General features: G+C 62.5%; 22 protein-coding genes. 4 read left to right on the plus strand and 18 right to left on the minus strand.

Annotation, left to right across the window (positions count from 1 at the left end):
* Nucleotides 1–57: 57 nt before the first annotated feature.
* From P7F60_RS22645 to P7F60_RS22710, 14 genes are all read right to left on the minus strand, one after another.
* A complete protein-coding gene (locus tag P7F60_RS22645; protein ID WP_277919963.1) occupies nt 58–1,164 on the minus strand; it encodes an ABC transporter permease in 1,107 nt (368 codons plus the stop codon).
* Nucleotides 1,161–2,078: an ABC transporter ATP-binding protein gene (locus P7F60_RS22650; RefSeq protein WP_277919964.1), complete on the minus strand. Its 918-nt coding sequence runs from the start codon at nt 2,076–2,078 to the stop codon at nt 1,161–1,163. Before P7F60_RS22650 ends, P7F60_RS22645 begins: the two co-directional genes overlap by 4 nt.
* On the minus strand, nt 2,075–3,016 hold the full coding sequence (locus P7F60_RS22655; RefSeq protein ID WP_277919966.1) for an HlyD family efflux transporter periplasmic adaptor subunit: 942 nt from the start codon (nt 3,014–3,016) through the stop codon (nt 2,075–2,077). Before P7F60_RS22655 ends, P7F60_RS22650 begins: the two co-directional genes overlap by 4 nt.
* Entirely contained in the window at nt 3,009–3,770 is a 762-nt protein-coding gene (locus P7F60_RS22660) for a CerR family C-terminal domain-containing protein (RefSeq protein WP_277919967.1), read from the minus strand. The genes P7F60_RS22655 and P7F60_RS22660 overlap by 8 nt, the downstream gene beginning before the upstream one ends.
* A 60-nt stretch (nt 3,771–3,830) precedes the next feature.
* A complete protein-coding gene (locus tag P7F60_RS22665) occupies nt 3,831–4,121 on the minus strand; it encodes a type II toxin-antitoxin system RelE/ParE family toxin (protein WP_277919968.1) in 291 nt (96 codons plus the stop codon).
* A complete protein-coding gene (locus P7F60_RS22670) occupies nt 4,109–4,387 on the minus strand; it encodes a CopG family ribbon-helix-helix protein (RefSeq protein WP_277919969.1) in 279 nt (92 codons plus the stop codon). Before P7F60_RS22670 ends, P7F60_RS22665 begins: the two co-directional genes overlap by 13 nt.
* A gap of 78 nt (nt 4,388–4,465) precedes the next feature.
* A complete protein-coding gene (locus P7F60_RS22675) occupies nt 4,466–5,974 on the minus strand; it encodes an amidohydrolase (protein ID WP_277919970.1) in 1,509 nt (502 codons plus the stop codon).
* Nucleotides 5,975–5,996: 22 nt separating this feature from the next.
* The gene (locus P7F60_RS22680) at nt 5,997–6,890 is read right to left on the minus strand and encodes an ABC transporter permease (RefSeq protein WP_277919971.1); all 894 of its coding nucleotides are present in this window, start codon (nt 6,888–6,890) and stop codon (nt 5,997–5,999) included.
* Nucleotides 6,887–7,924: an ABC transporter permease gene (locus P7F60_RS22685; protein ID WP_277919972.1), complete on the minus strand. Its 1,038-nt coding sequence runs from the start codon at nt 7,922–7,924 to the stop codon at nt 6,887–6,889. The genes P7F60_RS22680 and P7F60_RS22685 overlap by 4 nt, the downstream gene beginning before the upstream one ends.
* Nucleotides 7,921–9,501 carry an ATP-binding cassette domain-containing protein gene (locus tag P7F60_RS22690; protein WP_277919973.1) on the minus strand — a complete coding sequence of 527 codons (1,581 nt, stop codon included), beginning with the start codon at nt 9,499–9,501 and terminating at the stop codon, nt 7,921–7,923. Before P7F60_RS22690 ends, P7F60_RS22685 begins: the two co-directional genes overlap by 4 nt.
* Nucleotides 9,502–9,619: 118 nt before the next feature.
* Nucleotides 9,620–10,645 carry a BMP family ABC transporter substrate-binding protein gene (locus P7F60_RS22695; RefSeq protein WP_347276885.1) on the minus strand — a complete coding sequence of 342 codons (1,026 nt, stop codon included), beginning with the start codon at nt 10,643–10,645 and terminating at the stop codon, nt 9,620–9,622.
* Nucleotides 10,646–10,727: 82 nt separating this feature from the next.
* Nucleotides 10,728–11,048 carry an NIPSNAP family protein gene (locus tag P7F60_RS22700; RefSeq protein ID WP_277919975.1) on the minus strand — a complete coding sequence of 107 codons (321 nt, stop codon included), beginning with the start codon at nt 11,046–11,048 and terminating at the stop codon, nt 10,728–10,730.
* Nucleotides 11,049–11,058: 10 nt separating this feature from the next.
* Entirely contained in the window at nt 11,059–12,684 is a 1,626-nt protein-coding gene (locus tag P7F60_RS22705; protein WP_277919977.1) for a choline dehydrogenase, read from the minus strand.
* 3 nt (nt 12,685–12,687) lie between these two features.
* A complete protein-coding gene (locus P7F60_RS22710) occupies nt 12,688–13,515 on the minus strand; it encodes a uracil-DNA glycosylase (protein ID WP_347276886.1) in 828 nt (275 codons plus the stop codon).
* Nucleotides 13,516–13,774: 259 nt separating this feature from the next.
* Between P7F60_RS22710 and P7F60_RS22715 the strand changes: the two genes are divergently transcribed.
* Nucleotides 13,775–14,407 carry a TetR family transcriptional regulator C-terminal domain-containing protein gene (locus P7F60_RS22715; RefSeq protein ID WP_277919979.1) on the plus strand — a complete coding sequence of 211 codons (633 nt, stop codon included), beginning with the start codon at nt 13,775–13,777 and terminating at the stop codon, nt 14,405–14,407.
* Nucleotides 14,408–14,645: 238 nt separating this feature from the next.
* On the opposite strand, the gene P7F60_RS22720 is transcribed toward P7F60_RS22715, so the two are convergent.
* Complete coding sequence (locus P7F60_RS22720) at nt 14,646–15,176, minus strand: ATP-binding cassette domain-containing protein (protein ID WP_277919980.1); 531 nt, start codon at nt 15,174–15,176, stop codon at nt 14,646–14,648.
* A 715-nt stretch (nt 15,177–15,891) separates the two neighbouring features.
* On the opposite strand from P7F60_RS22720, the gene P7F60_RS22725 reads away from it, so the two are divergent.
* The gene (locus P7F60_RS22725) at nt 15,892–16,980 is read left to right on the plus strand and encodes an acyltransferase (RefSeq protein ID WP_277919981.1); all 1,089 of its coding nucleotides are present in this window, start codon (nt 15,892–15,894) and stop codon (nt 16,978–16,980) included.
* Nucleotides 16,981–17,375: 395 nt separating this feature from the next.
* Here P7F60_RS22725 and P7F60_RS22730 read toward each other — a convergent pair whose 3' ends face one another.
* The 3 genes from P7F60_RS22730 to P7F60_RS22740 all read right to left on the minus strand — a co-directional run bounded on the left by P7F60_RS22730 (nt 17,376) and on the right by P7F60_RS22740 (nt 23,075).
* The gene (locus tag P7F60_RS22730; protein ID WP_277919982.1) at nt 17,376–20,519 is read right to left on the minus strand and encodes a DEAD/DEAH box helicase; all 3,144 of its coding nucleotides are present in this window, start codon (nt 20,517–20,519) and stop codon (nt 17,376–17,378) included.
* A 381-nt stretch (nt 20,520–20,900) separates the two neighbouring features.
* Complete coding sequence (locus P7F60_RS22735) at nt 20,901–21,707, minus strand: LuxR C-terminal-related transcriptional regulator (protein WP_277919983.1); 807 nt, start codon at nt 21,705–21,707, stop codon at nt 20,901–20,903.
* A 141-nt stretch (nt 21,708–21,848) separates the two neighbouring features.
* Nucleotides 21,849–23,075: an acyl-CoA dehydrogenase family protein gene (locus P7F60_RS22740; protein WP_277919984.1), complete on the minus strand. Its 1,227-nt coding sequence runs from the start codon at nt 23,073–23,075 to the stop codon at nt 21,849–21,851.
* A 225-nt stretch (nt 23,076–23,300) separates the two neighbouring features.
* Here P7F60_RS22740 and msuE point away from each other — a divergent pair, with 225 nt between their 5' ends.
* Nucleotides 23,301–23,846, plus strand: coding sequence for an FMN reductase (gene msuE, locus P7F60_RS22745; protein WP_277919985.1), 546 nt, complete (start codon nt 23,301–23,303; stop codon nt 23,844–23,846).
* 10 nt (nt 23,847–23,856) lie between these two features.
* Nucleotides 23,857–25,137: an alpha/beta fold hydrolase gene (locus tag P7F60_RS30850; protein WP_347276883.1), complete on the plus strand. Its 1,281-nt coding sequence runs from the start codon at nt 23,857–23,859 to the stop codon at nt 25,135–25,137.
* Nucleotides 25,138–25,248 lie beyond the last annotated feature (111 nt).

Genomic DNA, 25,248 nt, shown 5'->3' on the forward strand with positions numbered 1-25,248 from the left:
CATTGTCCGACGCCGAAGCGATCACACTTCGGCTGGAAATGCTCTGGCATCCGCCGATCAATCAAGGGTGCGGCGGAAGCGCAGCAGCGCCAGAGCGCCGAGCACCGCGACCATCACCAGCAGGGCGGCGAAATCCGCGGCAATATCGGCGGAACCGGCACCTTTCAGCATCACGGCGCGCACCATGCGCAGGAAATGAGTCACCGGCAGCACCTCGCCCAGCGCCTGCGCCCAATCCGGCATGCCGCGAAACGGGAACATGAAGCCGGAGAGCAGGATGGAAGGCAGGAAAATGAAGATAGAAAGCTGCATCGCCTGCATCTGCGTGCGCGCCACCGTCGAGATCAGATAGCCGAGCAAGACCAGCGCCAGCACGAACAGCAGCATGCAGACGAACAGCAGGCCGGCCGACCCCATGAACGGCACATCGAAGATCGCCTTCGCGGCCGCAAGGATGACCAGCGCCTGCACGGCGCCCACACCGATGAAGGGCGTGATCTTTCCGATCATGATCTCCATCGGCGTCGCCGGCATGGCCAGCAGGTTCTCCATGGTGCCGCGCTCGATCTCGCGCGTCAGCGCCATCGCCGCCATCATCACCAGCGTCATCTGCAGAATGACGCCGAGCAGCGCCGGCACGATGTTGTATTGCATGATGGCTTCGGGATTGTAGCGCCGGTGGACGACGATATCCGGGCCGGCGGTCGCGGCCGCTCCCATCTCCCGCTGCGCGAAACTGGCGGCAACGGTCGACAGCGCCGAGACCGCGCCGGAGGAGGCCGCCGGATCGGTCGCATCCGCCTCGACCAGGATCTGCGGCCGGCCGCCGGCCAGCGCCTTGCGCTCGAAATCCGGCGGGATGGTGATGATGAAGGAGACCGCGCCGCTGGTGATCAACCGTTCGGCCTCCTCCCCGGTCGCATTCGGGTGGGTGATGTCGAAATAGCCGGTATTTTTCAGGGCCACCGCCATGCCTTGCGTGAACCGCCCCTGCACCGGCGCGACCAGCGCCGCCGGCAGGTGGCGCGGATCGTCATTGATGGCAAAGCCGAACAGCAGGAGCTGCATGATCGGCACGACCAGCATCATCGCGAAGGTGACACGGTCGCGGCGCATCTGGATAAATTCCTTGCGCAACAACGCATAGAGGCGGGAGGGACTCATCGCATATTGTCCTCGGCCTGGTCCATGAGGCGGATGAACACGTCTTCGAGGCTGGTTTCGGCCGGCCGGGCGGTGACGTTTTCGGCCTCCAGCGCCGCCATCAGTGCCGCTTTGTCGCTGCCGGTGACATGCAGGGTGGCGCCGAAGGGTTCGACCTGCTCGACGCCCGGCCGTTCGCGCAGGCGGGCGGCGAGCGCCCCCGGCCTGTCGGTCTCGACCACAAGCGTCACCAGATGCGCGCCGGCGATCACCTCGGCCACCGTTCCCGAGGCCACCAGCCGGCCATAGGCGATGTAGTTGATGCGGTGGCAGCGCTCGGCCTCGTCCATGTAATGGGTGGAGACCAGCACGGTCATGCCATCGGCGGCGCGGGCATGGATCTCGTCCCAGAACTGGCGGCGCGCCTTGGGATCGACGCCGGCGGTGGGCTCGTCGAGCAGCAGCAGGCGCGGCTTGTGCATGATGCAGGCGGCGAGCGCCAGCCGCTGCTTCCATCCGCCGGACAGGCTGGCGGCAAGCTGCTTCTTGCGTGAGGTCAGGCCGAGATCGGAGAGCGTATCGGCCACAGCCTGCCGCGGCAGACCATAGAGTCCGGCGACGAAGGCGAGGTTTTCCTCGATACTCAGATCCTCGTAGAAGGAAAAGCGCTGCGTCATGTAGCCGACCTCGCGTCGGATGCGGCGCTGATCGCGGCGCACGTCAAGGCCGAGCACCTGTCCCTCCCCAGCATCCGGGGTCAGCAAGCCGCAGATCATGCGGATACAGGTGGTCTTGCCCGAGCCGTTCGGCCCGAGAAAGCCGGCGATTTCGCCCTCCCCCACCGTCAGCGCCACATCGTCCACGACCTTGCGTCCGCTGAAGGATTTGGTGAGCCCGCGCACCGCGATTGCCGGGTTTGCCGCCGGTTCGTTCATGGCAAGGCCCTGATCTCGACGATCTGGCCGGGTTTCAGCGCATCCGCCGGCTCGGGCGCGGCCTCGATGCGATAGACGAGTTTTTGCCGGGCATCGCGGGAATAGATGACGGGCGGCGTGAATTCCGCTTGATCGGCGATGCGGGTAATAGTGGCCGACATCGCCGGGCAACCGTCGCATTCGACCTTGACACGGGCACCGAGCTTCATCGCCGCCAGATCTGCCTCGGCCACGTAGAAGCGCAGATGCAGCCCGTCATCCGGCAGGAAGGAAAGGACCGGCACGGAAGGGCCGGCCATGTCGCCGGGGTGACGGACGAGTTCGGAGACGGTTCCAGATTTCGGCGCGCCGAGACGGCGTTGGTCGAGCCGCCATTGCGCGGCATCGCGATTGGCTTCGGCCTGGGCAACAGCCGCCCGCGCCGCCGCGACCTCTTCCGATCGCGCCGGCAGGCGGGCGACGGCAAGACGCGCCTCCGCCTCCGCCACGGCGGAGGCCGCGACGGTTGCGGCGGCGCGGGCGGCATCCAGCTCGGCCTGGGAGGAAATATGCTGGCGCACCAGTTTTTCCTGGCGATCTTCTTCGGTTGCGGTGCGCTGTGCATTGGCGCGGGCCGAAGCCACATTCGCCTCGATGACCGCAAGTTCCTCGGGCCGGCTGCCCTTGAGCAGATTGGCAAGCTGGCTTTCGGCCTGCCGCAATCCCGCCTCGGCCGCCGCCAGTGCCATCCGGGCGTCCCGGTCCTCGACTGTCGCCAGCAATGCACCGGCCGCCACATGCTCGCCCTCGCGCACCGGGACGGTTGCGATACGGGCGGAAACGACCGGGGCGACGAGCACATAATCGCCCTCGGCGTAACCGGTCGCCAACGGCGCCGGCGGTGCGCAGGCGGAAAACAGGCCGGCGACAAGAGGCAAAGCGCAGAGAAAATCAGCCATGCTCGGCCTCCAGAATCGCATCGAGATTGAAGACCAGCCGCCGTGCAATGGCGCGCGCCGCCTTGGGCGGATAGCCTTGCCAGCCGAGGCGACGCTGCACCACCGGCGCGGCCAGCCGGAAATAGGCGGCCTGGCCGACAATGGAAAACACCGCCAGCCGCACGTCGTCGGACTCCGCCGGCCTGCCGGTCGCTGCCTCCCAGATGCGGCAGAGCGCCCGATGACGACTTTCGATCAACGTGTGAAACAGGCGTTCGGTGACAGGACTGGCAGGCTCGGCCACCTCGCGCAGCAGGAAGGAAACGAACAACTCCGATGCCGGACTGGTGACGAACAGCACGATGCGCCGCAACAGCCGCCGCAACACCGCCCGCGCGGCCTCTGGATCGAGCCGCGCCGGATCGCCCGGCGCCACACGCGCGGCCCTCCCAACCCGCGCCGCGACAAAATCGGCACAGGCCAGCCGCAGGCCTTCCTTGCCGCCGAAATGATAGGCGATGGACGAAATATTCGTCTCCGCCTCCGCCGCAATCGCCCGCGTCGACGCCGCTTCGAAGCCCTCGCGGCCGAATTGGCGCAACGCGGCTTGGATCAAGGCGGTGCGCGTGGGATGGTCATTGTCCTGCATGATAAGCCTGTATAAATCAATCGATTGATTTATACTTCGCCTCGGGGACGGTGTCGAGTCATCCTTCCGGCGCAGCGAAAGCTGCAGATGCGGCGGTCCCGGTCGTCCGGCCAGGACGATCTCCATTGCGCGCTGCGGCAAGGACATGGTGGTGAGCGACGGACCTGATCGAGCCTTCACCTTACCTCACAGACCCGCCTCCTTCTGGTGACGCAGGGCGAGGATGGTCAAGCTTTCCGCATCGATCCGATAACGCACCACATATCCGCTGTCGCCGAAATCGATCAGCCATTCCCGGTAGTGCTCGGGGAGTTCCTCGATCAGGCGCCCCATATGCGGATGTGCGCCCAGCGCACGCACACCTCTGAGAATAGCGTCGCCAGCCCGCCTTGCTGCGGCCGGGCTTTTCGGGCGCAGGAATTCACGCAGCCGTTCGAGGTCTCGAAGGGCGGCCGGGGCAAAGATTATTTGTGGCATTCAGGGACGTCGCGCTCGTCATCGGTTCCCCAGCTCGAGAGCCATGTCTCGACCTCGTCTCCCGTAACATGCATCCCGGTCGCCTGAAATTCATCCCAGGCCGCCACCGTCTCGCGCCGCAGCGCTTCCCGTTTCTCTTCACGCTCGACATATTGCGCGATCGCTTCCCGCATGATCCAGTGGGACGAGCGGCGGCGGATTTCGGCCAGATGCTGGATTCGGCCTTTCAACTCGTCATCGAGCTTCAGCGAAGTCGGGGATGCCATGGCAGCTTCCTGTATAAAGGTAATACCGGACGCTAATATAGGCTCTACCTGCTCGCTTGTCCATCAGCGCCGGTCGGATCAGGCGGCGTCGCCCTGATAACGGTTGAGACCGATATTCATCCGTGTCGCGCGGCGATGGATTTCGGCCATGACGGGTTCGAAAACCGCGTTGCGGCGTTCGAGTTCGGCGTGTTCGGCGAGATAGGCGGGCACGAGGGCGGCGATTTCGTCGAAGATCGCCTGTTCGTCCACGCTCGTCAGGCGGCGGTCCTGCATGACGATGCGTCCGGCGACCATCACCATTTCGATCGAGGAGCCGTTTTCCGAATAGACGAGATGTCTGACGACGTCGTTCAGCGGCATGAAGGAATAGTTGTTCAGGCCGAGGACGAGCAGATCGGCCGCCTTGCCCGGCTCCAGGGAGCCGGTGAGATGCTCCAGCATCGCCGTCCGGGCCCCGCCGATCGTGGCCATTGCGAGGACGTCGTTTGCGCTCAACCATGCCTTGTATTCAGGCCCGGCGGCGCTGTGGACGAGGCCGGCGACGCGCATGACATCGAAGATGCGCCCGGTATCGTTGGAGGAAACGCCATCGGTGCCGAGGCCAATCGTCACGCCGGCATCGAGCAGGCGGCGGACGGGCGCAATACCAGCGCCGAGCTTCAGGTTCGAGATGGCATTGTGGGCGACGGAGACACCTGCCTCACCCATCAGCCGGATATCCTCGTCGCTGACCCAGACGGAATGGGCGATGGTGGTGTTGCGTTTCAGCAGGCCGAGATCGTGCAGATAGGCGATCAGTGATTTGCCGTAGAGCGCCGGGCCGGTCACGCCTTGCGTTTTGGTTTCGAGCACATGGGTATGGAACGGCACCTGTTTTTCGACCGCCAGATCCATGCAGGCCGCCATGAGGTCGGGCGTGCAGCGTTGCGGCGCGGAGGGGGCGAGCATGAAGTTCACGCGGCCCGATGTTCCATGCAGGTGATCAAAGGCCGAGCGGCAGTAGTCTATATAGGCCTGCGCCGTCATCGGCGGACCGAAATCGAGCAGCGCCTGCAAATCTTCGGGCATGACCTCGCGTGCGAAAGGCAAGGCATCCAACGTATGCACGTTCATCACGGCGCTGGAGACGTTGGCGCGGATGCCGGCGTCGTCATAGGCGCGGAAGACGGCCGCCAGCCGGTCGAGATCGTGCCGTGGCGGATCAAAGAAATCGTCGCAAAGCGTGGTGACGCCGTTGCGCAGGGATTCCATCGCCAGGAGCAGGCTTCGCAGGTAAAGAAGGCGCTCGCCGATGGGATCGTTCATCAGCAGCGGATAGGCATAAAGCAACCAGATCTCCAGCGGCATGCACTCATAACGCCCGCGCAAAAAGGTCTCGCTGGAATGGGTGTGGGCGTTGACCAGCCCGGGCATGACCAGCTTGCCGTGCCCGTCGATAACCTGCGCATCGGGCGTGGCGGCGAGGCCCGTGCCGATGGCTTTGATGAGGCCGTCGCCGATCAGGATATCGCCGGTAAATGGCGTCGCGCCATGAGCGGCGTCCATCGCCACGATCGTCGCATTGCGGATGAGGATTTCACGCATGAACAGTGTCCCGGAAATAGGATTATTGATCCCTGAGTTCGGCAAACGAGCTTGCGGCCTTGGCGCCGCCGCGCAGCTTGCCGGACAGCCAGACCCCGAAGATGGTGGCGAGATACGGCAAAGCCTGCAACAGGTCGTGCGGGATTCTGTCGCCGAACATCAGCTGCGCCCGGATGCCGATGGCCCCGACGACAGCGAAGAACAGGGCCGCGAAGGTGGCACCAACCGGATGCGAGGCGCCAAAGATGACGGCGGCGAAAGCCATGAAGCCGCGCCCGGCAGTCATGCCTTGCGCGAAAAATTGCAGGCTGCCGGCCGCCAGTTCCGCCCCGCCGATGGCGCAGAGCACGCCGCCGATGCACAACGCCACCAGCCGCATCCTCGACGGATTGGCGCCGACGCCGCGCGCGGCGAAGGGATGCTCGCCGCAAGCCGCGAGCCGCAAGCCGAAGCGCGTGCGCCGGAGAAGCAGCCATAGGGCGAAGACGACGAAGGGCATCGCCGCGACCGCAACCGACAGCACGCCATAGGCGCCGAAGGCCGGCCCAAGCTTGGGAAGACCGAAGGGCGCGGTAACGGTCGCCTGGCTGCCGAAGATCGATTGCACCGCCAGCGCCGTGCCGCCGACGCCAAGCCCGGTGAGACCGAGGCCGGCGATGATCGGATTGGCCTTCAGCCTGTCGATGACGAACCAGAGAAGGATCGAAGCCAGCACGCAGAGCGCCATCGCGATGAGAAGCGCGGCGGCCACGGATTGCGTGACCATGATGCCGATGATCGTGGCGCAGGCGCCGATGATCATCAGGCCTTCGAGCCCGAGATTCCACACCCCTGCCCGCTGGGCGATGACGCCGGCAAGCGTGACGTAGATCAGCGGCGTTCCCGAGCGCAGGATGGCGATGATGATCTCGTTCATTGCGCAGGCCCTCCCAGACGCAGCACCTTGTCGATGAGCTTCGAGCGTGCGGTGATGAACAGCGCGATCGCCGCATTGATGATGTCGATCGCCGCCGCCGGCAGGCCGGCCATGATCGGCAGGTAAAGTGCCGCAGATGCAAGGCCGCCGAAGAAGACGGATGCGACCGCCGTTCCCACCACCGAGAGATTAGCGACGAGCGCGATCAGGATCGCGGTGAAGCCATGCGCCGGCAGGAAACCGGAGGCGATGCGCCCGTTCGGCCCCATGAATTCGATGGTGCCGGCCAGACCCGCCAGCGCCCCCGAAATCAGGAAACTCGACAGGCCGAGTTTCCACAGACGCGCGCCCTGCCATTCCACCATCGTGCCGTTGCACCCGGCCAGGCTCGCCAACACGCCGAAGGCGGTGCGGTTGACCAGAAGCCACATCGCAATGCCGACGATAACGGCGATGGCGATGATCGTCGGAGAAAGCCCGAGCGAATTCGACAGGCGATAGGCGGCATCGAGCGGGCGGCTGGAGGCTTGCTGGCCGGAACCGGAGGGATCTTTCAACGGCCCGGAGGTGACATAGACCAGCAGCAGCCCGGCAAGAAAATTGCCCATCAGCGTGGTGATCACCTCGTCGGTGCCGGAGCGCAGGCGCAGCAGGCCCGGCCACAGCGCCCAGAGTGCGCCGCCGGCCATGCCGGAGATCAACAGCGCCGGAATGACGAGCAGGGCCGGACCGCCCTTGAAGACCTCGGCGGCGAAGGCCGCGCAAATCGCACCGACATAGAACTGGCCCTGTGCGCCAATGTTGAAAAAGCCGGCGCGGAAGGAAATGCTGACGCCGACGGCGGTGATGAACAGCGGCAGTGCCCAGCGCAGGCTCTGCTCGATTGCGCCGCTGCGCAGGAAAGCGCCATCCAACACGGCCCAGAGCATGACGGGTGCATTATAGCCGGCGAACTGGAACACCACCGCGCAGAGCATCAGCGCGAGGACGACGAAAATCAGGCTGCGGACAACGGTGTTGAGACTGTCTTTCATGCGTGTGCCCTCGCAGCAGCGCCGGTCATGGCCGCGCCCACCGAGGCAATGTCGAAGGGCGCGCGGAACTCCCCGTTGATGCGCCCGGACAGCATCACCACGACGCGGTCGGAGATGTCGAAAAGTTCGTCGAGATCGGAGGAGATCAGCAGGATCGCAGCACCCCGGTCGCGCGCTTGCCTGAGCGCCTGCCAGACGAAAGCCGTGGCGCCGATATCGAGGCCGCGCGTCGGCTGGGCGGCGATGATCAGCTTCGCCTCCGCATCGACCTCGCGCGCGAATATCACCTTCTGGGCATTGCCGCCTGACAGCGAGCCGGCGCGCTGGCCGCAGCTGTGATAGTGGACGCTCCATTGCTTCAGCGAACGGTCGCAGGCCTCGCGGATCGCGGCGGGGCGGATCACCTTGAGCAGGCTGCCTTGCAGCAATTCGCGCGCGCTCCAGTTCTGCCACAGCGAACTTGTCAGGCTCAGGCCCTCGACATTGCGCTCGAAGGGAATGATGCGCAGGCCGACGGCGCGGCGATTGGCGAGCGGTTGCACGGTCACGTCATGACCGGCAAGGCCGATCGTGCCGTCGGAGAGATCGGCAAGCGCCGAAATCGCTCGCACCAGCGTTTTCTGGCCGTTGCCCTCGACACCGGCGATACCGACGATTTCGCCGGGGCGGATCTCCAGGTCGATGCCGTCGAGTGCGATCCCCTCGCCGTCAGGGCGGGTGGAAACGGAACGCATCGACAGGACGGCGGGGCCACCAGCCCTGTCCGGCCGGGCCGCTTCCTCACCGGATGCGGTGCTGGTCCCGACAAGGGCACCGCGATCCTGTGGCCCAAGTGTCTTGGCGACGGCGTCGCCGACGATCAGATTGGCGAGACGCTCGGCGGAGACCTCGGCGATATCAAGCGGCCCCTCGACCTTGCGGCCACCGCGCAGTACCGTCACGCTATCAGCAATGCCGAGAACTTCGCGGATCTTGTGCAGGATGAGGATCACGGTGACACCGCGTTCCTTGAGGCGGCGGACACGCGCAAACAGCATCTCGATCCCGGTGGGCGAGAGCACGGCGGTCGGTTCGTCGAGGATGAGCACGCGCGCATCGGTGACCAGGGCACGTGCGATCTCGATGCCTTGCTGGGTTTCGATCGGCAGGTCGCGGATGCGCCTGTTGAGATCGACCTGCACATCGAGCCCGGCCAGATGCGCCCGCCATTTGGCGGCCAGGCCCTTGCGGCTGTAGATGCCGCCCTTGCCGGTCGCGCCGAATTCCATAGCCTCGGCTACGGTGAAGGAGGGCGGCAGCGCAAAGCTCTGATGCACCAGCTCGACACCCGCCGCCCGGCTTTCGCCGACATGGCCGGTGCGGATTTCCCGGCCCATCACGTCGACTGCGCCCGTCGTCGGCGAGACCAGCCCCGCCGTCACGCGGGCAAAGGTGGTCTTGCCGGCGCCGTTCTGGCCGACGACCGCATGGATCCGACCGGCGGCAAAGGCAACGGAAACACCCGACAGCGCGGTGACGTCGCCGAACTTGACGGTGACATCCCGGCATTCCAGCGCGGATTTCGGAGGGTTGGACATGCTATCGATCCCATCAGAGAGCAGGGGCCGCGACCGTCGACAGCATGACGTTCGCGAACCCGCCGACTTCGTCGCCAAGGCCTGGCACGCCGGTCCCGACGGACCGGCTTGTGAAAGCTCAGAGCGTGGTGTTGAACGGAATCTTGATCGATCCGTCCAGAATGCCGGCGCGCACCTTGTCGACTTCGGCAAGAGCCTCCTTCGCTTTGGCGGTCAGCGCAGGCGGCCCCTGTTCGGCAAAGATCGGCGATGGAATGAAGTCGATGACGCCGGTGCCGAGGCCGGTATGCTCATGCACGCCACCCTTCCATGCTGAACCGACTGCATTGGTAACCTCATTGTAGAGCGAGACGCCGAAATCGAGGCTGACGATCGAGATAACGGATTTCGGGCCGAGCTGGAACTGCGCCGGCGCCAGGCAGCTTACCATGCGACCTTCATGTTCGCTCGCCGCAGCGATGATGCCGCCATCGGTGGCGGCCGCGTCCGTCTGGATGTAGTCGATGCCGCTATTGTACATTTGGGTGGCGATTTCCTGACCCTTCGCCGGATCCTGGAAGGAACCGGCAAAGGCGGCGGTCACCGTCGCATCGGGCTTGACCGACTGCACGCCGGCCTTGAAGGCGTTGAAATCGGCATTGATCGGCGGAATGGAAATGCCGCCGATGAAGCCCATCTTGCCGGTCGTCGACATCCGCGCGGCAAAGACGCCGGAGAGATAGCAGCCGAGATAATAGTCGTAGGAAACAGTCACGACATTGGGGATGGCGGGCTCGAAGGCATCGCCGAACAGCTGGATCCACTTGGTATCCGGATAGGACGGCGCCAGCGCCTTGAACGGCTCTGCCACTTCGTTGAAGGTCGAGACGATGATGGACGCGCCGGCATCGCCGAGCGTGCGGAAGACGGTCTCGTAGGTTGCCGGATCCTGCGCATAGATAGCGCGGTATTCGAAGCCTTTTTCCTCCGAAAGCTGCTTCAGCTTGGCGATCATCTGGTCGACCGGGCCATTGTCGCCGGCGGCCTGGGTGTGAACCAGCGCGACCAGCCCGCCAGCGGCTTTGGCGAAATCCGGAAGGATGGTGGCGGCGAAGCCGAGCGCTGCCGCGCCGGCGCTCGCCTGCAGAAATGCACGGCGGTTCATGGAATGGTGCATCGGCGTCCCAGTCTTGTCTGTCATGTCGGTTCCCTTTTCTTTCTTGAGGTTTATCGTTGGTCAGGCGTTTTCACAGCGGTGGCGAATACGAAGCCGGATTCATGATCATCACCTCCTGCTTCTGGATCGCATCCAGCGCCCAGACCTCGGAGATGAATTTCTGCCAGTCCGGATCGGCATACATGGCCGAACGGCGCGCCTCGCGATCGGCCAGACTGTCATAGGCCCACATCAGAACGGTGGTGTGCAGCGTTCCGATTTCGGAAGCGTAAAGGCCGACGAACTTGTTGAGGTGGCGCTTCTGCACCGGCAGGCCGTCGGCCTCGTATTTCTTCATCCATTTGTCGACCGTGCCGGGCTTGAAGGTATAGGTGCGGTGTTCGAGGATCATCGATCCCTCCTTATGCATTCAGGATGAATTCGGCGCATTTCTCGCCGATCATGATGGCGGGCGCATTGGTGTTGCCGCTGGAAATGACCGGCATGATCGAGGCATCGGCGACACGCAGGCCCGCGATGCCATGGACTTTCAGCCGCGCATCGACCACCGCCATGGGATCGTTGCCCATCTTGGCGGTTCCGACCGGATGGAAGGTGGTCATCGCCGTCGCCCGCAGCCAGCGCGTCAGCGCCGCAGCGTCGAGAGCGGCGGGGCCGGGCGCCAGCTCGTTGCCGCGATAGCGGTCGAAGGCCTGCTGCCCGACGATCTCGCGCGTCAGCCGGATGGCATCGATCATCGTGCGGACGTCGAACTCGTCCTTGAGGTAGTTGGCGAGAATCTTCGGTTTGTCGGTCGGGTTTGCCGAACGCAGCGTGATTTCGCCGCGGCTGACCGGATTGACCGGGCCGACCCGGATCGTGAAGCCGTGATTGGCCTCCACCGCCTGCTTCTTGGCGAAGGGATTGGGGAAATGCAGGTTGGCGGTCTTCTCCAGCGCCGGCATGAAATGCAGCTGGATATCCGGCGCGACCAGATCATCGCGCGAGCGGATGAAGGCGCCGGCCTCATACGGGAAGGTGGTGGTGATACCTTCTCCGAACAACATGCCCTGCGCGACCGCCGGAATAAGCTTGTCGGCGCGCAGATCGCCGAACAGCGTGATCGGCTCGCGGCATTCCCAACTCATCACGCAATCGACGTGATCCTGCAGGTTCTTGCCGACGCCGGGCAGGTCATGCACCGGCGTGATGCCGAGCGCCCTCAACTCGTCGGCCGGTCCGATGCCGGAGAGGAGCAGGGCCTTGGGCGAATTGACGACGCCCGAGGAAAGGATGACTTCGCCGCGTGTAAAAACCTTCTCAAGCTTGCCGTCCCGGAGATATTCGACGCCGCGCGCCCGGCCGTTTTCAATGATGAGGCGCGTGGTTTCCGCACCCGTCAGCACGGTCAGGTTCGGGCGGCCGAGAGCGGGGCGCAGGAAAGCCCATGAGGTCGACCAGCGCTTGCCCTTGCGGATGGTGAAATCGTAGCGGCCAAAGCCTTCCTGGTTTGCGCCGTTGAAGTCGTCATTGGCGGGATAGCCGGCCTGCTGGCCCGCTGCGCAGAACACGTCCATCAGCGGATTGTGTCCCCGCGCCCGGCAGACGGTCAGTTCGCCCTCGGCGCCGTGGAATTCGCCGTTGCGCTGAACATGCGCCTCCGAGCGTCGAAACGCCGGCAGCACCTCGTCATAGGACCAGCCGGGCAGACCGGACTGCGCCCAGCGGTCGTAATCGTGGCGATTGCCGCGCACATAGATCATGCCGTTGATCGTCGAGGTTCCGCCGAGAACCTTGCCACGCGGCCAGTAGAGCGAGCGGCCGTCGAGATAGGGCTCCGGCTCGGTGTGATAATGCCAGTTGTAGATGCCGGAATGGAAGAGTTTGCCCATCAGCATCGGCAGACGAAAAAGTGGATTGCGATCCTTGCCGCCGGCTTCGAGAAGCAGCACGCGATTACCAGGGTCTTTCGACAGGCGGTTTGCGACGACGCAGCCCGCAGAGCCCGCGCCGACGACAATGAAATCATATTCAACAGAAGCGGACATGGTTCACCAAGCGACGGGCTGAGCGCCCATCGTCTCCAGATAGGAATTGCAAAGAAGGAACGGGTTCTCGTGGCCAAGCACCCGATCGGCAAAGGCCGGATGGGCGCGCTGGACATAACCGATCGAACCGGCCAGCCCTTCACGGATGCCCGCCTCCGCCAGAATATCCGCAGCCGCATCGCCAAACCCGAGAAAGACGATCGGCGTTCCCCGCGCCATCTGCCTTTCGACCACGCGCAACATCAGAGGGCGCCAGAAGGGAAGATGCCCGCGCGACTGATGCGGATCGATATCGACGCGGAAACGCGACAGCGTCAGCGAAGCATTCAGGAGCAGCACGCCCTCGCCGACCCAGCGGTCGGCAATCGCGCTTGGTGACTCGAAACCGGCCGTGGGATCGCAGAGCAGATGGCGCACATCGGGCCAGCGGGCGAAATCGCGCGACAGGCTTTCGTCGCCAAGGCGCGCCGCCGCAATGAGCTGCATATAGGCGCGGATGCTTTTGGAAAACATCTTGTCGAGTTCGGCCCAGCCGGCAAGATTGCCCGCCTCGAAGGCGCGCCCCGTGGCGAAGCCGGGCTCGGGATAGGGATCCTGCCCGAGGATCATGCAGCGTACCCCTTCAGGCGCTATCCCGTCGAAGGCGGCGAGAATATGCGCGCCCTTCGGCTGGCCGGGAAAGGTCTTGCCGCGCCGCGCGGGGAAGATCGGCTCCCAGGCTTCGAAATCGAGGCCCGCGTCGATGCGGTCGAAATCGTCGCCGATTGGACCGAGTGCATCGCGCCAGTTCTGCGGCAGGTCCGCTTCCCAGCCGGCGAGCGTCTGCGCCATCGCCTTTTTCAGTCTTGCCGGCACTGCGCTACCTCCTCGCTCTTCCGATGGCTGGAGACTAGTCAAAAGCTGACCAAAGTGTCAACTTTCAAAACAGAAAAAATGATACTCCGGTCAGATTTTTTTGACCAAAGCGTCAGCTTTATGCAATAGAGGCATTGCTCGCATTACCCTCGAAAAGGCGGGAATTGCGAAAGATTCAAGTCGCCACCACGCAGAATTGCTGGCAGAAACGACGGCGGAACGGAGGCAAAGACGCATGGCAAGGGCAGCACGCGATCCGGAAGAGCGCATCCGCGAGCGCAACATCAGGCTGATCATCAAGGCTGGGATCGAGATTTTCGCGCGCAAGGGTTTCGACGGCACGCGCATTGCCGAGATCGCCGAGGCCTCGGGACTGCCCAAAGCCAACGTCTATTATTATTTCTCCTCCAAGGAAGAGATCTATACCGCCATCATCGCCCATCTCCTGGCAAGCTGGGACAATGCGCTGAAATATATCTCGCCCGAGCGCGAGCCTGCGGACGCCTTCCGGCTGTATATCAAGGCGAAGCTGGACTACACACGCAAGAACATGGCCGAGTCCCGGCTTTTCGCCAGCGAGATCATCCAGGGCGCCCGCTTCCTGACGAAGAAGGACCGCGAGCATATCCGCCAGGTGACGGATAGACATGTCACCGTCATCGAAGGCTGGATCGCCGCCGGCAAAATGCTGCCGGTCGATCCCCGCCACCTGTTCATCATGCTCTGGGCCTCGACACAGTTCTATTCCGACTTCGAACCCGTCGCCATCGACGCCCTCAAGACGTCACGCCTAAAAGCCGGCGACTACGACAAGGCCGCCGCCACCATCGCCGAAACGATCCTGAGGGGTATCCTGCCCTGTTCCTGAACAGAGTATTTCAGGCTTGTCGCAAATTCTTGGTCAATGGTTTGCTGATTGCCCCATCTGGGGCTCGTGTTTTTCCAGAGAACATCATCTGGAATGAAAATCGTCGCAATCGACCTCGTAATCAGGTTTAGGCGCAAGCAGAAATAATCAGAACGTGTGATCGCGTGAGTCAAAAAAGCGCTGGTTTCTCATCCAGATGCGGACATCCTGTCGTATTGATTGACTGCGGCTGTATTGTTTAACGATGGTCGTCAGCAATTTGCCACTGCCGCATTTCCACTGACCGTTTCCAGAGGCGCCGATAGGTGGGCGACGATTCAAGCAAGGTTTCGTGGGTGCCGCTAGCTTCAATCTTGCCGTCGTTCAGGAGAACGATCTGGTTCGCCAAAACGATGGACGGCAGGTCATGCGCAATGACAAGGAGGGTGCGGCCGGCGGCGAGCGCCGATATCGCCCGCTGAATCTCCTCCTCCTGTTCCGGATCGAGCGCCGACGTCGCCTCGTCGAGAATAACGATCGGCGTGTCCTTCAGGATCGCCCGGGCGATGCAAATCCGCTGGCGCTCCCCACCGGAAAGCCGAGATCCGAGCGAGCCGATCCTGGTCTGATAGCCATGCTCGAAACCCATGATCGCGTCGTGGATGGCGGCGGCCCTGGCCGCTGCCGCATCTGCGCCCGAGGCGTCGCCAGTGGTGAGAACCGACAAGAAGATCGCGCATGCGGCCGACAAATCGATTGACATGCGAAACAGGACCGCGAATGGCGTCATCCGGCGCACACCGCGCCAGGCGCCATCCCGCAGGCGTAGCAGGCAATCAAAGCTGGTCGCGGGTTTCAGCGTTTCACGTCCTCCAGCCGCGAGATAGCTGCGGTCAGTCGGGCGAAGCGATCCTGTCCGACCTGGAAGGCCCGCACCGTAACGTCAGTGATGGATCGGTTCCGATGAAGCCTATCGTCGACGGCTGGGCATGACTATTTCGCCGCAGCGAGCGGACCGAAAGAGACGAGAGTCGTATAATTCTCGCGCAGGAAGGCGATGAAATTGTCTTGGAATTGGTGGCCTGGGCGTGGGCCAGTTTGTCGGCTTACAAGACATTCTTCTCCCGGATCGCAGGCCACCGCTGAACCATCGGCTAGAAAGCATGCGTTGAAACCGCCGTCTCGATGTCCTTGTTCACCGCCTTCGGCAGACATCGTGATCACCTCGATATGCCGAGTGGTTGGATATGAGCTAGTGTTTCAGCCCGTCTGCGAATGCTGACCGTCCAATCGAAGGGGGCAATTCACATCGTAGATCGGCGTAAATGAGCGCATCGGCGAGCGTGTGTTTTATGCAACATTTCGCTTTAGTAACTCGTGTATCATTGCAACCTAGCCGTTTGCAAGCTATCGAATCGTGTCGGTGATCAGTGGAGTTACGAGCAACTAATAAGCAAGACTTATTATCGTCCACGCCTAGCGAGAAGCTGAAAATCATTCAGGTGATGCGAGCGGTTGCTGCCTTGGGAGTGCTTCTTTGGCACGCGGCCATATTCCTCGGGCCGGCGGGGCAGAGCTTGGGAACGAAGCTTTTCCATGCTCCCTCCGTGATCGGCGTCGATCTGTTCTTCCTGATCTGCGGCTTCGTCATCTTTCTGTCGTCGACGAAAAAGGTTGGCGGCAACACAACCATCGTTTCGCCGATCACATTCCTTGTCAAAAGGTTGGCGCGCATCTGTCCGCTGTACATGCTTTGCACGATCGTGATTTTCGTGATTGAACGAAGCGCGGAAAGGCAAACCGGGCTGCTTCTCCTGCGCAGTCTGTCCTTCCTGCCTGTTCAGAACGCCGATTATCCCAACATCTTCTCACCGACGATGACAGTGGGGTGGTCGATAAATTATGAAGTGTATTTCTACTTGCTTTTCTCCGTGGCGCTGTTTTGCGGATTGAAGTTCTGGAAGCTGCTTTCGATATGGGCTGCGGCAGCGATCCTGCTGCCGCCCTTGCTCGCGCCGGAACTGCTGTCCTCTTTGACGCTGCGATCGGCGATAGCGGCGATCGTCACAAGTCCGCTCAATCTTCTGTTTCTTGCGGGAATAGCGATAGGAATGCTTTATCGCTGCCCTGCCATACGATTTCCGAGCCCGAGGCTGGCTCTCCTGGCCGTTTTCATTGCGCCTCTGCCTGTCCTCTATCAATATCTGGCAAATGCAGGCATTGCGCACGGCCTGTCCGGCGTCGGAACGTCGTTGGCTTTTCTGCTCACGATCGTGGTCATCGCCGATAAGACATTACATATACGCTGCGGCCGCATTTTAGGTTATCTTGGTGATATCTCGTATTCGATCTACCTCACGCATCCCATCGTCATGTGGGGGGTAATGTGGGCAAATGAGCGTTATGCTTGGGGCAGCCCGCTTCAGGGATGGTTTTGCGTTGGCGTTACCGTTCTTGCGACCGTAGCGGTGTCCTCGCTGACGTACCGCTTTATCGAAATGGGCTTGAGCGTTCAAATCAGGGATTGGGCGCTGGCTTACCGGACGCGGCAACCACAAGACGTCCCTCTTCTCATTCCGCGAAAGGCGAGCTAATTCTTCGCCTAAACCGGCAGGCACCGCCCCGATCGCATGGAGCGCTGCCCGAACGGATTGAAGCAGATCGGCGCTTAAAACTCTTCTATCAGAGGCATAGCGGCAAATCGCGCATGCTTCGCTTCAGGCGTGCCGTAGGCCTCCCCCGGCAAAATCCACCAGTCCGGTCCCGGATTTTTAGGTTGCTTCTCGTCGACGAGATCAATCGTGCGCCTTCCAAAACATGCAGCGCGTCCGTCACCGAGGAGTGCCGGACAGCGACCATGATCGAAAGTGGTCGTGGGTCAAATCGAGGGAGACACCCGGTATGCGACCATGCACCATGAACAGCCATCGAGGCAGCCGCAGACGCACATCGAAGGCTCCGTTCGCCAAAAGCTGACGCATAAGGTCGTTTAACACCCGAGAAGCGTTTCAAGGAAAGCAAGCCTTTCAAGCCCATCCTTGCTTGGAAATTCATAGAGCAGGCGGCCACCACGCGACACCGGCGCGTGTGGCTTCGACAACATGGCCACGATCTTGCGCGACGGCGCCCTGGCAAAGCCGATGGCTATCGCGCGCGGACCGCCATCCAGACTGGAGATGCCGTAGGCGGCGGCTTGCATTTTCAGCCGCGCCAACCGCAGCAGAATTTCGACACCTTGCGGACTCTCTCCGAAGCGATCCTCGAACTCATCGGCCAAGTCGTCGATTGCCTTGCGCGTGGTGGCGCGCATCAGCCTGGCGTAAAGGTTCAGCCGCATCGTGACATCGTTGACGTAGTCCGCCGGAATCGAGCCGGCGAGGCCGAGGTTGAGGGATATGGCTTCGCCGACGTCAACCGGTTCCTTGCGAAGAGCCGAAACCGCGCGTGCAAGCAGTCTCTGATAGAGACTGATACCCATGACCTTCATATGGCCGGCCTGGCTTTCGCCGACGATCTCGCCTCCGCCCCTGAGATCGAGATCCTCGAGGCTGATATCGAGGCCGGAACCAAGCCGGTCATATTCTATGAGCGTCGAAAGGCGCATCCGTGTCTGCTCGCAAACATCCTTTCCGGGTTCGAGAAGCAGATAGACACTGCCCTGCGCCTTGCCTCGCCCGACGCGCCCGCGCAACTGGTGAAGCTGTGTCAGGCCGAAACGATCGGCGCGCCATACGAACATTGTGTTGGCGCGAGGCACGTCGAGCCCGCTTTCGATGATGTTCGTCGAGAGAAGAATATCTCCATGCCCTTCGGCAAACCCCACCATGATCTCGTCCATCTCCGCAGCCGGCATTTGACCATGGGCGACTCTCACGGATAGTTCCGGCACGATCTCTGTAATGACCGCCTCAAGTGCGGCGAGATCGTCGATTTGCGGCGCGATGAAGAAGCTTTGTCCGCCGCGACGGTGTTCCCGCAGCAGGGCGACCCGGGCGGAGCCTCGATCGAATGCGGTCAACGAGGTGCGCACTGGGCGCCGCAATGCCGGCGCCGTTGTCAACAGGCTGATCTCGCGCATGCCGACCATCGCCGTCTGCAACGTGCGAGGTATAGGCGTCGCGGACATGATCAATGTATGAAGCGACGGCGCCAAAGCCTGTAGCCTTGTCTTGTCGCGCGCCCCAAATCGTTGCTCCTCGTCAACGATCAGCAATTGGAGCTTCGCGAAGGAAACATCCTTTGCGAGAACGGCTTGCGTGGCCACCACGATGCTGACTTCCCCAGCGGCAAGCGCCGCCTTGACCTGCTTTGCCTCGGCAGCAGGCACGACGCGGGAGAGCATCGCAACCTCAACCCCCGTGCCGGCAAATCGCCGTTGAAAGGTCGAGAAATGCTGGCGGGCCAGCACCGTCGTCGGCGCAACGACAATCACCTGACCGCCGGAGAGAGCAACCGCCGCAGCGGCGCGAAGCGCGACTTCCGTCTTGCCGAAACCGACATCGCCGCAGACGAGCCGGTTCATGACCCGCCCCGAGGCCAGATCGGCCAGCACAGCCTCGATGGCAGCCATCTGATCGGTGGTTTCACTATAGGGAAAATGGGAAACGAAGCGGGCATAGTCTGCGCTCGGCGGAACGACAACCGCTGCTTTCGTCTGCTGCCGCTCCCGCGCCACGCGCATCATATGCCGCGCGACCGCCCGGATATCCTTGGCGACCGTCGCCCTTTTCTTCTGCCACGCTTCGGTATGCAAACGATCGAGGCCCACGACTCCTGCCTGTGAACCGTAACGCCAGAGCTTGCCGAATTCGTGCATCGGTACCATCAGCATGGTGCCGCCATGATATTCGAGCTGTGCGACATCGCATTCGACGCCGTCGGTAACGACGGTCTCGATCCCTCTCAGCACCGCCACGCCGTGATCTTCATGCACGACGACATTCCCGGGGCGAAGCTCCGGCTCGCAAAGCACGGTGCTGTCCACGGCGGTCGTCGCTTCTCTGACCACGTGGGCGGCCGGGATGACTGCCAGGTTCAGAGTGTGGTCGGCAAAGCCGTCGTCAAGATCGCAGCATCGGGCCAGCAGGCTGCCGGGCTCCGCCCCCTCGAGCTCACGCCAGCTTTCGACCAGCCGCATCTTGCGCCCGACGGCGCTTTCCAGACGGCGGCAAAGCCCGCGGAAGCGCGCGCCCTGCCCGGTGATCAGAATGCGCCGTCCCGCAGCAAGCTGCGCCTTGACATAGTCAAGAAAAGCCTCACGCGGATTGGCCTCCCTCCAGAAACGTCCCGGCGCCTCCTGACCACCCTGCGCAAGATGGAAGGCTGACGCAGCGTGCAGCTTTTCTTCCCATTCGGCACGCCCCAGATAGAGGGAACGAGCAATCGCTGCGCCGCCAAATTCCTCACGCGCTTCTCGCGCTTCGTCAATGATGTCGAGATACGTCGTGAGGCGTTCGTCAGCGCCCTGCGCGAGCCCGATGGCGGCGGTGCCGATCGCGTCGAACACGGTGTCGAGCGTGTCGAAAAGCTGAAGGAGCTGGCAATCGACCTTTTCGAGCTCCGGTGCGCGATCCGGAGCCGGTTCGGCAAGCACGGCCTCCGAGGCCGGACCGAAAATCATTTCATCGACCGTAGACTCCGTCCGCTGCGTGCCTGGATTATAGGATCGAAGTTCGGCGACGGAACCGTGATCGTCGAGCACGATGCGCATCGGCACGTCAGCGCCGGCGGGATAGATATCGATCAGGTCTTCGCGGTTCGCCAATTCTCCGGGATCGTCGACGATGCCCTCTTCGATATAGCCGGTGCGCATCGTAAAGGCGCGGAAAGCGGCGTGATCGAACCGGTCTCCGACCGTGAGCCGGTACCAGCTTTCGCGGATGACGGAAACGGGCGGTATCCGCTGCAACACGGCGTCGAGCGAAGTGATGAGCATCCTGGGGCCGCTGGAACGCGCCATCCACACCCGCAAGGCGTCCATTCGTCGGCCCATGCAATGTCTGGACGGAGGAACCCGATCATAGGGCAAACAATCCCAAGGCGGTAGCAGGAGCGGATCTATATCGGGATGAAGGGCGCGCACCGCCTGCGCGATACGGACCGCCGAGGCTTCGCTCAACGCGATGTAGACCATATCGCTTTTCAGGACCATGAAATGCGAAATCAGACGGGCTGCTACGAGCGCAGGGCCGGGTCTTGTAGCCGGAATTGGAAGCGGCGTGGAGTGTTGCCGGATTTCCTCAGGCATGACGTGATGCAATGGATCCCCCTTGGTGCGCCTGCGTCCCGATCGAGCGTGTGGCGGCATGTGCAAGCAGGAACCGCTGACACCGTGTTCGGTTCCAAGGGGCGAAAGAGACTATGCTGGAATTTTTACAATCCTGCCGATGGCAGGTTCGTCCTGCCATGAACACTGGATCTGCCGATGAAATCCCGGCAAAGCCGCCGGCCAGAAGCAACTGCCAGGGATAGCCGCCCCGGACCTGCTAAAGCCCCAAAACAGCCGAGGCCCGCTTCAATGCGCGCGCAGGATACGTTGAACGAGTTCGGTGCGGTTATGCGCTTCGTGGCGCTTGCAAAGCCTGTCGATATGATCCTTGACCGTGTAGGGCGATATGCCGAGCGAACGGGCGATCTCCTTGTTGGAAAGGCCGTCGCACAGCAGTAGCGCCACTTCGCGAGAGCGCAGCGGCAATTGCCTGATCATTTCGTTTTCGCACAACTGACGGCCGGGCCGACCGAGCGCCTGAAAGGTGTTTTTCCCTGTCGATGCGATCGGCAGGTTCGATAGCCGGCCGGTCTCGATCATGTGGGTCAAGGCCAGGGAGCCGGCGCGGCAGAGAAGCTCCATGCCGTTGCGCGCCTCTTGCGGATAGGTTTCCGCCATGCCGCCGGTCGCGGTATAGACGACGCCGACGATGCGGTCTTCGACATGCAGCGGGCCGGCCATGCAATTGGTAAACCCCCAACGCTTGAGCAGCTTGAAATTGCCGCATGCAAGCCAGCCGGAGGCACCCAGGAGTTCAGCCCCATCGATAGGTCGACCCGTATCGACGACATGTTCGAGGATCGGGTCGTTGCGATAGGAGGTATCGCCGTATTCCTCGATGAACCCTCGCGGCGCCTGCTTGCTGTAGAAGAGACAGGGCTTGTGGTCGTCGAGGAAATAGAGCCCGATGGCGCCGGAGGCGATAAAACGGTGGAGGCCTCGCTCGCAGGCGTCGCCAAGCGCCTGCAGCGAACGGCTGGCGGCGATGCTCAAAATCGCATCGCCGATGCCGTGCTTCGGTGGGATGGGCGTCACGTCAGCAGCCGAGGTCATCCGTTTATCCCTCCTGTCGCGGTGAGTGCTTCTTCAAGGGACATTCTTGTCCCTCCCCTCCTGTACTTTTCACCGCAAGCTGGGAGTTTGCGGCAAATTTAACCAAAAGCAAGCACCTCATGACGGAAATGTGAACGGGCCTCAGCCGTTTACGCCGAAGACCTCCCATTTCGCATTCGGGCCGTAGGCGCCGAGATAGACGCGGCCGCATTCCTGGACGATTTCGTCGGCCATCAGGATATGCTGCGTGCCCGAATGGATGTCACGGTAGAACCGCTGCATCACCCCGTCATGCAGCGACGCGCCGCGCGCGGCACGGTGCGCGAAAGTGCTGACCTCGGAAATAACGTCGTGGATATGTCGCAGCGCAAGCTTGATGTCGGCGATCTGTTCGACGGAGGCTTCGCCGCCATGCGCAAACGTATCGGCCAGACCGCCCCAGGACTGATAGATGAAGGCGCGGGCCGAGCGATACTTGGCCTCGGCGCGGGCGAATTCGAACTTGAAGACGCCGCCCTCGTTCATCTTGCCGAAGGCATCGACGCGCTTGGATGCGAGTTTCGCAAGTTCGTCCAGCATGCGGCGCCCGACGCCCAGCGCCCAGCTCGTATGACCCCAGGCCGTATAGCCGACAAGGCCGAGCGTCGATTGCTTGCCGCCGCGCTGTGCTTCGGCAACTGCGAAATCGTAACAGCAGCGATCCGGCACGAACAGTTCCGCACCGTCCTTCAGCGTATAGTCGAAGCTCCCGGTGGCGCGCAGGCCGAGCACGTCCCAGTTGCCCTTGAGCACGATCGTATCGCGTGGATGGTGGGTAACGACAATGCGCGGCGCTCCGTTCGCCAACTTCAGCATATTGCCGTCGTCATCGGTGAGAAAGCAGCCGGAATGGATCCACTTTGCGTGGTGAATGCCGCTGCCATAAGCCCAATGACCCTTGATCAAGTAACCGCCTTCAACCTTGCGGGCGAAGCCGCGCGGCACACCGTTGCCCGCCACCATCGTATCCGGCCCGCCGGCGAAGACCTCGCGTGCCCCGTCATCGGGAAGCAACACGGAAAGGACGCCGCCGACCGCATTGTTGACCACGACGCACCAGCCGGCCGACCCATGTGCCCATGCCACGCGCTCGGCAAGCCGCATCGCATCGACATGCGGCAGTTCCGCGCCACCCAGCTCCTTGGGCATCAACATGCTGTACAAGCCGTTCGCCTTCAGCAGCTCGAAGGTGGTATCCGAGAGACGATTGAGCGCTTCACTCTCTTCGGCCGCTGCTTCGATCGCCGGCAGAATGCTTTCCACCTTGGCCTGCATGGTTTCGAAGTTTGCGGCACGGGCTTCCTTCAACATCGTGACGGAACTGCTCATGGGTTCACCCTCTTCATATTGTTTTCATTGAAGTTGCGGCACGGGCTGCCTGAAGGCGGCAGTGCCAATTCGCCGTCAGTCTTCCCGTCCTGCTCCAGGGGTACAACGCCCCCATTTGGGGGGAATTGCTATTGGTCAAGTCGGACCGAATACTCCCAGCCCAGGGAATTTCACGGGTAGCGGACAGCCAACCAGCGACGCGGACCGACTGGGAGTACGATGACGATGACGGGACCAAAGGTCATAGGCTTCTGCGGCAACACGCAGAGGCCTTCGAAGACGCGCGCGCTCGTGGAGGCGGTAGCCACTCGCCTTGCCGATCACCATGACATCGAGACCGAGATATTCGACCTGGCGGGCCTTGAGCTCGATGCCTTGCAGTACGGGCGGCTGTCGCCTCAGGCGGCGGAGCTGATCGCCGCGATCGAGGCCGCAGACGCCCTGATCGTCGGCACACCGGTCTACAAGGGTTCCTATAGCGGTCTGTTCAAGCATGTGTTCGATCTGGTGCAGCCGGGGGCGCTGACCAACCGCCCGGTGCTGATGACCGCTACAGGCGGCGGCACCCGCCATTGCCTGATGGTCGAGCACCAGCTTCGGCCGCTCTTCGGGTTTTTCGAAGCCTGTAGCGTGCCGACCGCCATCTATGCCAGCGAGGCGGATTTCAGGGATGGCCATCCGGCCAGTCCACTGGTGCTGCAACGGATCGCCGCAGCCAGTGGCCAGCTCGCACGCCTCATCCATCACCATTGCCTTGAAGCTGCAGAATAGGAGAGCCGTCATGCTCCAACCCGCCTTCTTCTTTCCCGCCATGGACGGTTTCGATCGCCACGAAATCGACGTGAACGGCATCCGCACCGTCGTTTACGGCATCGGCCAGGGAAGACCGATCGTCTTTCTGCACGGCGCCGGCACGTTTCCGGGTTTCGAGTTCGCCAGGCGGCTCGCCGCCAATCGTCGTGTTCTCATTCCCTATCACCCAGGTTTCGGCGAATCCGCCGATGACGACGGTGCCACGACGATCGACGATTACGTGCTGCATTACGCGACGCTGTTCGAACAACTCGGCCTTTGCGACATCGATCTTGCCGGTTTTTCGCTCGGTGGCTGGATCGCGGCCGAATATGCGGCACGGTTCGACGGGAAGATTCGCCGCCTGGTCCTTGTCGCCCCGGCCGGACTGGTCGTCGCGGAGCATCCCGTGCCGGATCTCTCCGTGGTCGCGCCGCAGGACCTGCCGGGATACCTGACCCACGATCCGACGGTAGCCGTCCGCTATTTCCCGAAGGTGCCGGACCCGGCTTTCGACCAGGCGCTGGGACGGGAAATGATGGGGCTTGGCCGCCTTCTCGCGCAGGATCCGCAAGGCAATCCGAAGCTGGAACGCTGGCTGCCGCGCATCAGCGCGCCCACCCTGCTGCTCTGGGGCAGCGCCGACCGCATGCGCCCGGCAGGCGCCGCCGATGCCTGGCTGAAGCTCATCTCCAATTCCAGCGCCGAGTTTTTTCCGGAGACCGGCCACCTGCTCTTCGAGGAACGTCCGGAAGCCGCCGACAGCCTGCTCGCCTTCTTTAACGCAGACACCATTTCCAGACATCAGAAAGGACAGACCATGGTTTTCATGCCGGCCGGCGTGACCAAAAGCACGGAGAGTTGCGAGGGTATCGTCTGGAGCATTCTCGGCCAGACCTATACGCTGAAGCAGCATTCGGATGCCTCCATGGCGTGGCATGCGGTGCTGCCGCCCGGCACCTTCGTTCCGCCGCACATCCACCCGACACAGGACGAGTTCATCTATCTTCTGGAAGGCGAACTCGACCTGCTCCTCGACGGAGAAAAGGTCTCCGCCAAGCCCGGCGACACCATCCGCCTGCCGATGGGCCAGTCTCACGGCATCTTCAACAATTCCGCCGATGCCACGGTGAAATGCGTGTTCTGGGTTGCCCCGACCGGCAAGCTGCGTGGCCTGTTCGAACGCATCCACAATGTCGGCGACCCGGCCGAAGTTGTCCGCATCGCCGCCGAGCACGACGTGGATTTTCTACCGCCGCCTGGCGCTTGAGCCTTTTCGGAATGCGGCCGGCGGAAGGGAAACCGCCTTGCCGCTGCATCGACACCGGAAGAACCGCCGCAACAAAAAAGGCAGCTGCGGATGCAGTCGTTTCAAACAAGG

The organism is Rhizobium sp. YJ-22 (assembly GCF_029601685.1).
Lineage (GTDB): Bacteria > Pseudomonadota > Alphaproteobacteria > Rhizobiales > Rhizobiaceae > Metarhizobium.

Excerpts from the sequence above, each read along its gene's own strand:
- P7F60_RS22645 (WP_277919963.1), bottom strand. The coding sequence starts at position 1,164 with ATGAGTCCCTCCCGCCTCTATGCGTTGTTGCGCAAGGAATTTATCCAG.
- P7F60_RS22650 (WP_277919964.1), bottom strand. The coding sequence starts at position 2,078 with ATGAACGAACCGGCGGCAAACCCGGCAATCGCGGTGCGCGGGCTCACC.
- P7F60_RS22655 (WP_277919966.1), bottom strand. The coding sequence starts at position 3,016 with ATGGCTGATTTTCTCTGCGCTTTGCCTCTTGTCGCCGGCCTGTTTTCC.
- P7F60_RS22660 (WP_277919967.1), bottom strand. The coding sequence starts at position 3,770 with ATGGAGATCGTCCTGGCCGGACGACCGGGACCGCCGCATCTGCAGCTT.
- P7F60_RS22665 (WP_277919968.1), bottom strand. The coding sequence starts at position 4,121 with ATGCCACAAATAATCTTTGCCCCGGCCGCCCTTCGAGACCTCGAACGG.
- P7F60_RS22670 (WP_277919969.1), bottom strand. The coding sequence starts at position 4,387 with ATGGCATCCCCGACTTCGCTGAAGCTCGATGACGAGTTGAAAGGCCGA.
- P7F60_RS22675 (WP_277919970.1), bottom strand. The coding sequence starts at position 5,974 with ATGCGTGAAATCCTCATCCGCAATGCGACGATCGTGGCGATGGACGCC.
- P7F60_RS22680 (WP_277919971.1), bottom strand. The coding sequence starts at position 6,890 with ATGAACGAGATCATCATCGCCATCCTGCGCTCGGGAACGCCGCTGATC.
- P7F60_RS22685 (WP_277919972.1), bottom strand. The coding sequence starts at position 7,924 with ATGAAAGACAGTCTCAACACCGTTGTCCGCAGCCTGATTTTCGTCGTC.
- P7F60_RS22690 (WP_277919973.1), bottom strand. The coding sequence starts at position 9,501 with ATGTCCAACCCTCCGAAATCCGCGCTGGAATGCCGGGATGTCACCGTC.
- P7F60_RS22695 (WP_347276885.1), bottom strand. The coding sequence starts at position 10,645 with ATGAACCGCCGTGCATTTCTGCAGGCGAGCGCCGGCGCGGCAGCGCTC.
- P7F60_RS22700 (WP_277919975.1), bottom strand. The coding sequence starts at position 11,048 with ATGATCCTCGAACACCGCACCTATACCTTCAAGCCCGGCACGGTCGAC.
- P7F60_RS22705 (WP_277919977.1), bottom strand. The coding sequence starts at position 12,684 with ATGTCCGCTTCTGTTGAATATGATTTCATTGTCGTCGGCGCGGGCTCT.
- P7F60_RS22710 (WP_347276886.1), bottom strand. The coding sequence starts at position 13,515 with ATGGCGCAGACGCTCGCCGGCTGGGAAGCGGACCTGCCGCAGAACTGG.
- P7F60_RS22715 (WP_277919979.1), top strand. The coding sequence starts at position 13,775 with ATGGCAAGGGCAGCACGCGATCCGGAAGAGCGCATCCGCGAGCGCAAC.
- P7F60_RS22720 (WP_277919980.1), bottom strand. The coding sequence starts at position 15,176 with ATGACGCCATTCGCGGTCCTGTTTCGCATGTCAATCGATTTGTCGGCC.
- P7F60_RS22725 (WP_277919981.1), top strand. The coding sequence starts at position 15,892 with ATGCGAGCGGTTGCTGCCTTGGGAGTGCTTCTTTGGCACGCGGCCATA.
- P7F60_RS22730 (WP_277919982.1), bottom strand. The coding sequence starts at position 20,519 with ATGGTCTACATCGCGTTGAGCGAAGCCTCGGCGGTCCGTATCGCGCAG.
- P7F60_RS22735 (WP_277919983.1), bottom strand. The coding sequence starts at position 21,707 with ATGACCTCGGCTGCTGACGTGACGCCCATCCCACCGAAGCACGGCATC.
- P7F60_RS22740 (WP_277919984.1), bottom strand. The coding sequence starts at position 23,075 with ATGAGCAGTTCCGTCACGATGTTGAAGGAAGCCCGTGCCGCAAACTTC.
- msuE (WP_277919985.1), top strand. The coding sequence starts at position 23,301 with ATGACGGGACCAAAGGTCATAGGCTTCTGCGGCAACACGCAGAGGCCT.
- P7F60_RS30850 (WP_347276883.1), top strand. The coding sequence starts at position 23,857 with ATGCTCCAACCCGCCTTCTTCTTTCCCGCCATGGACGGTTTCGATCGC.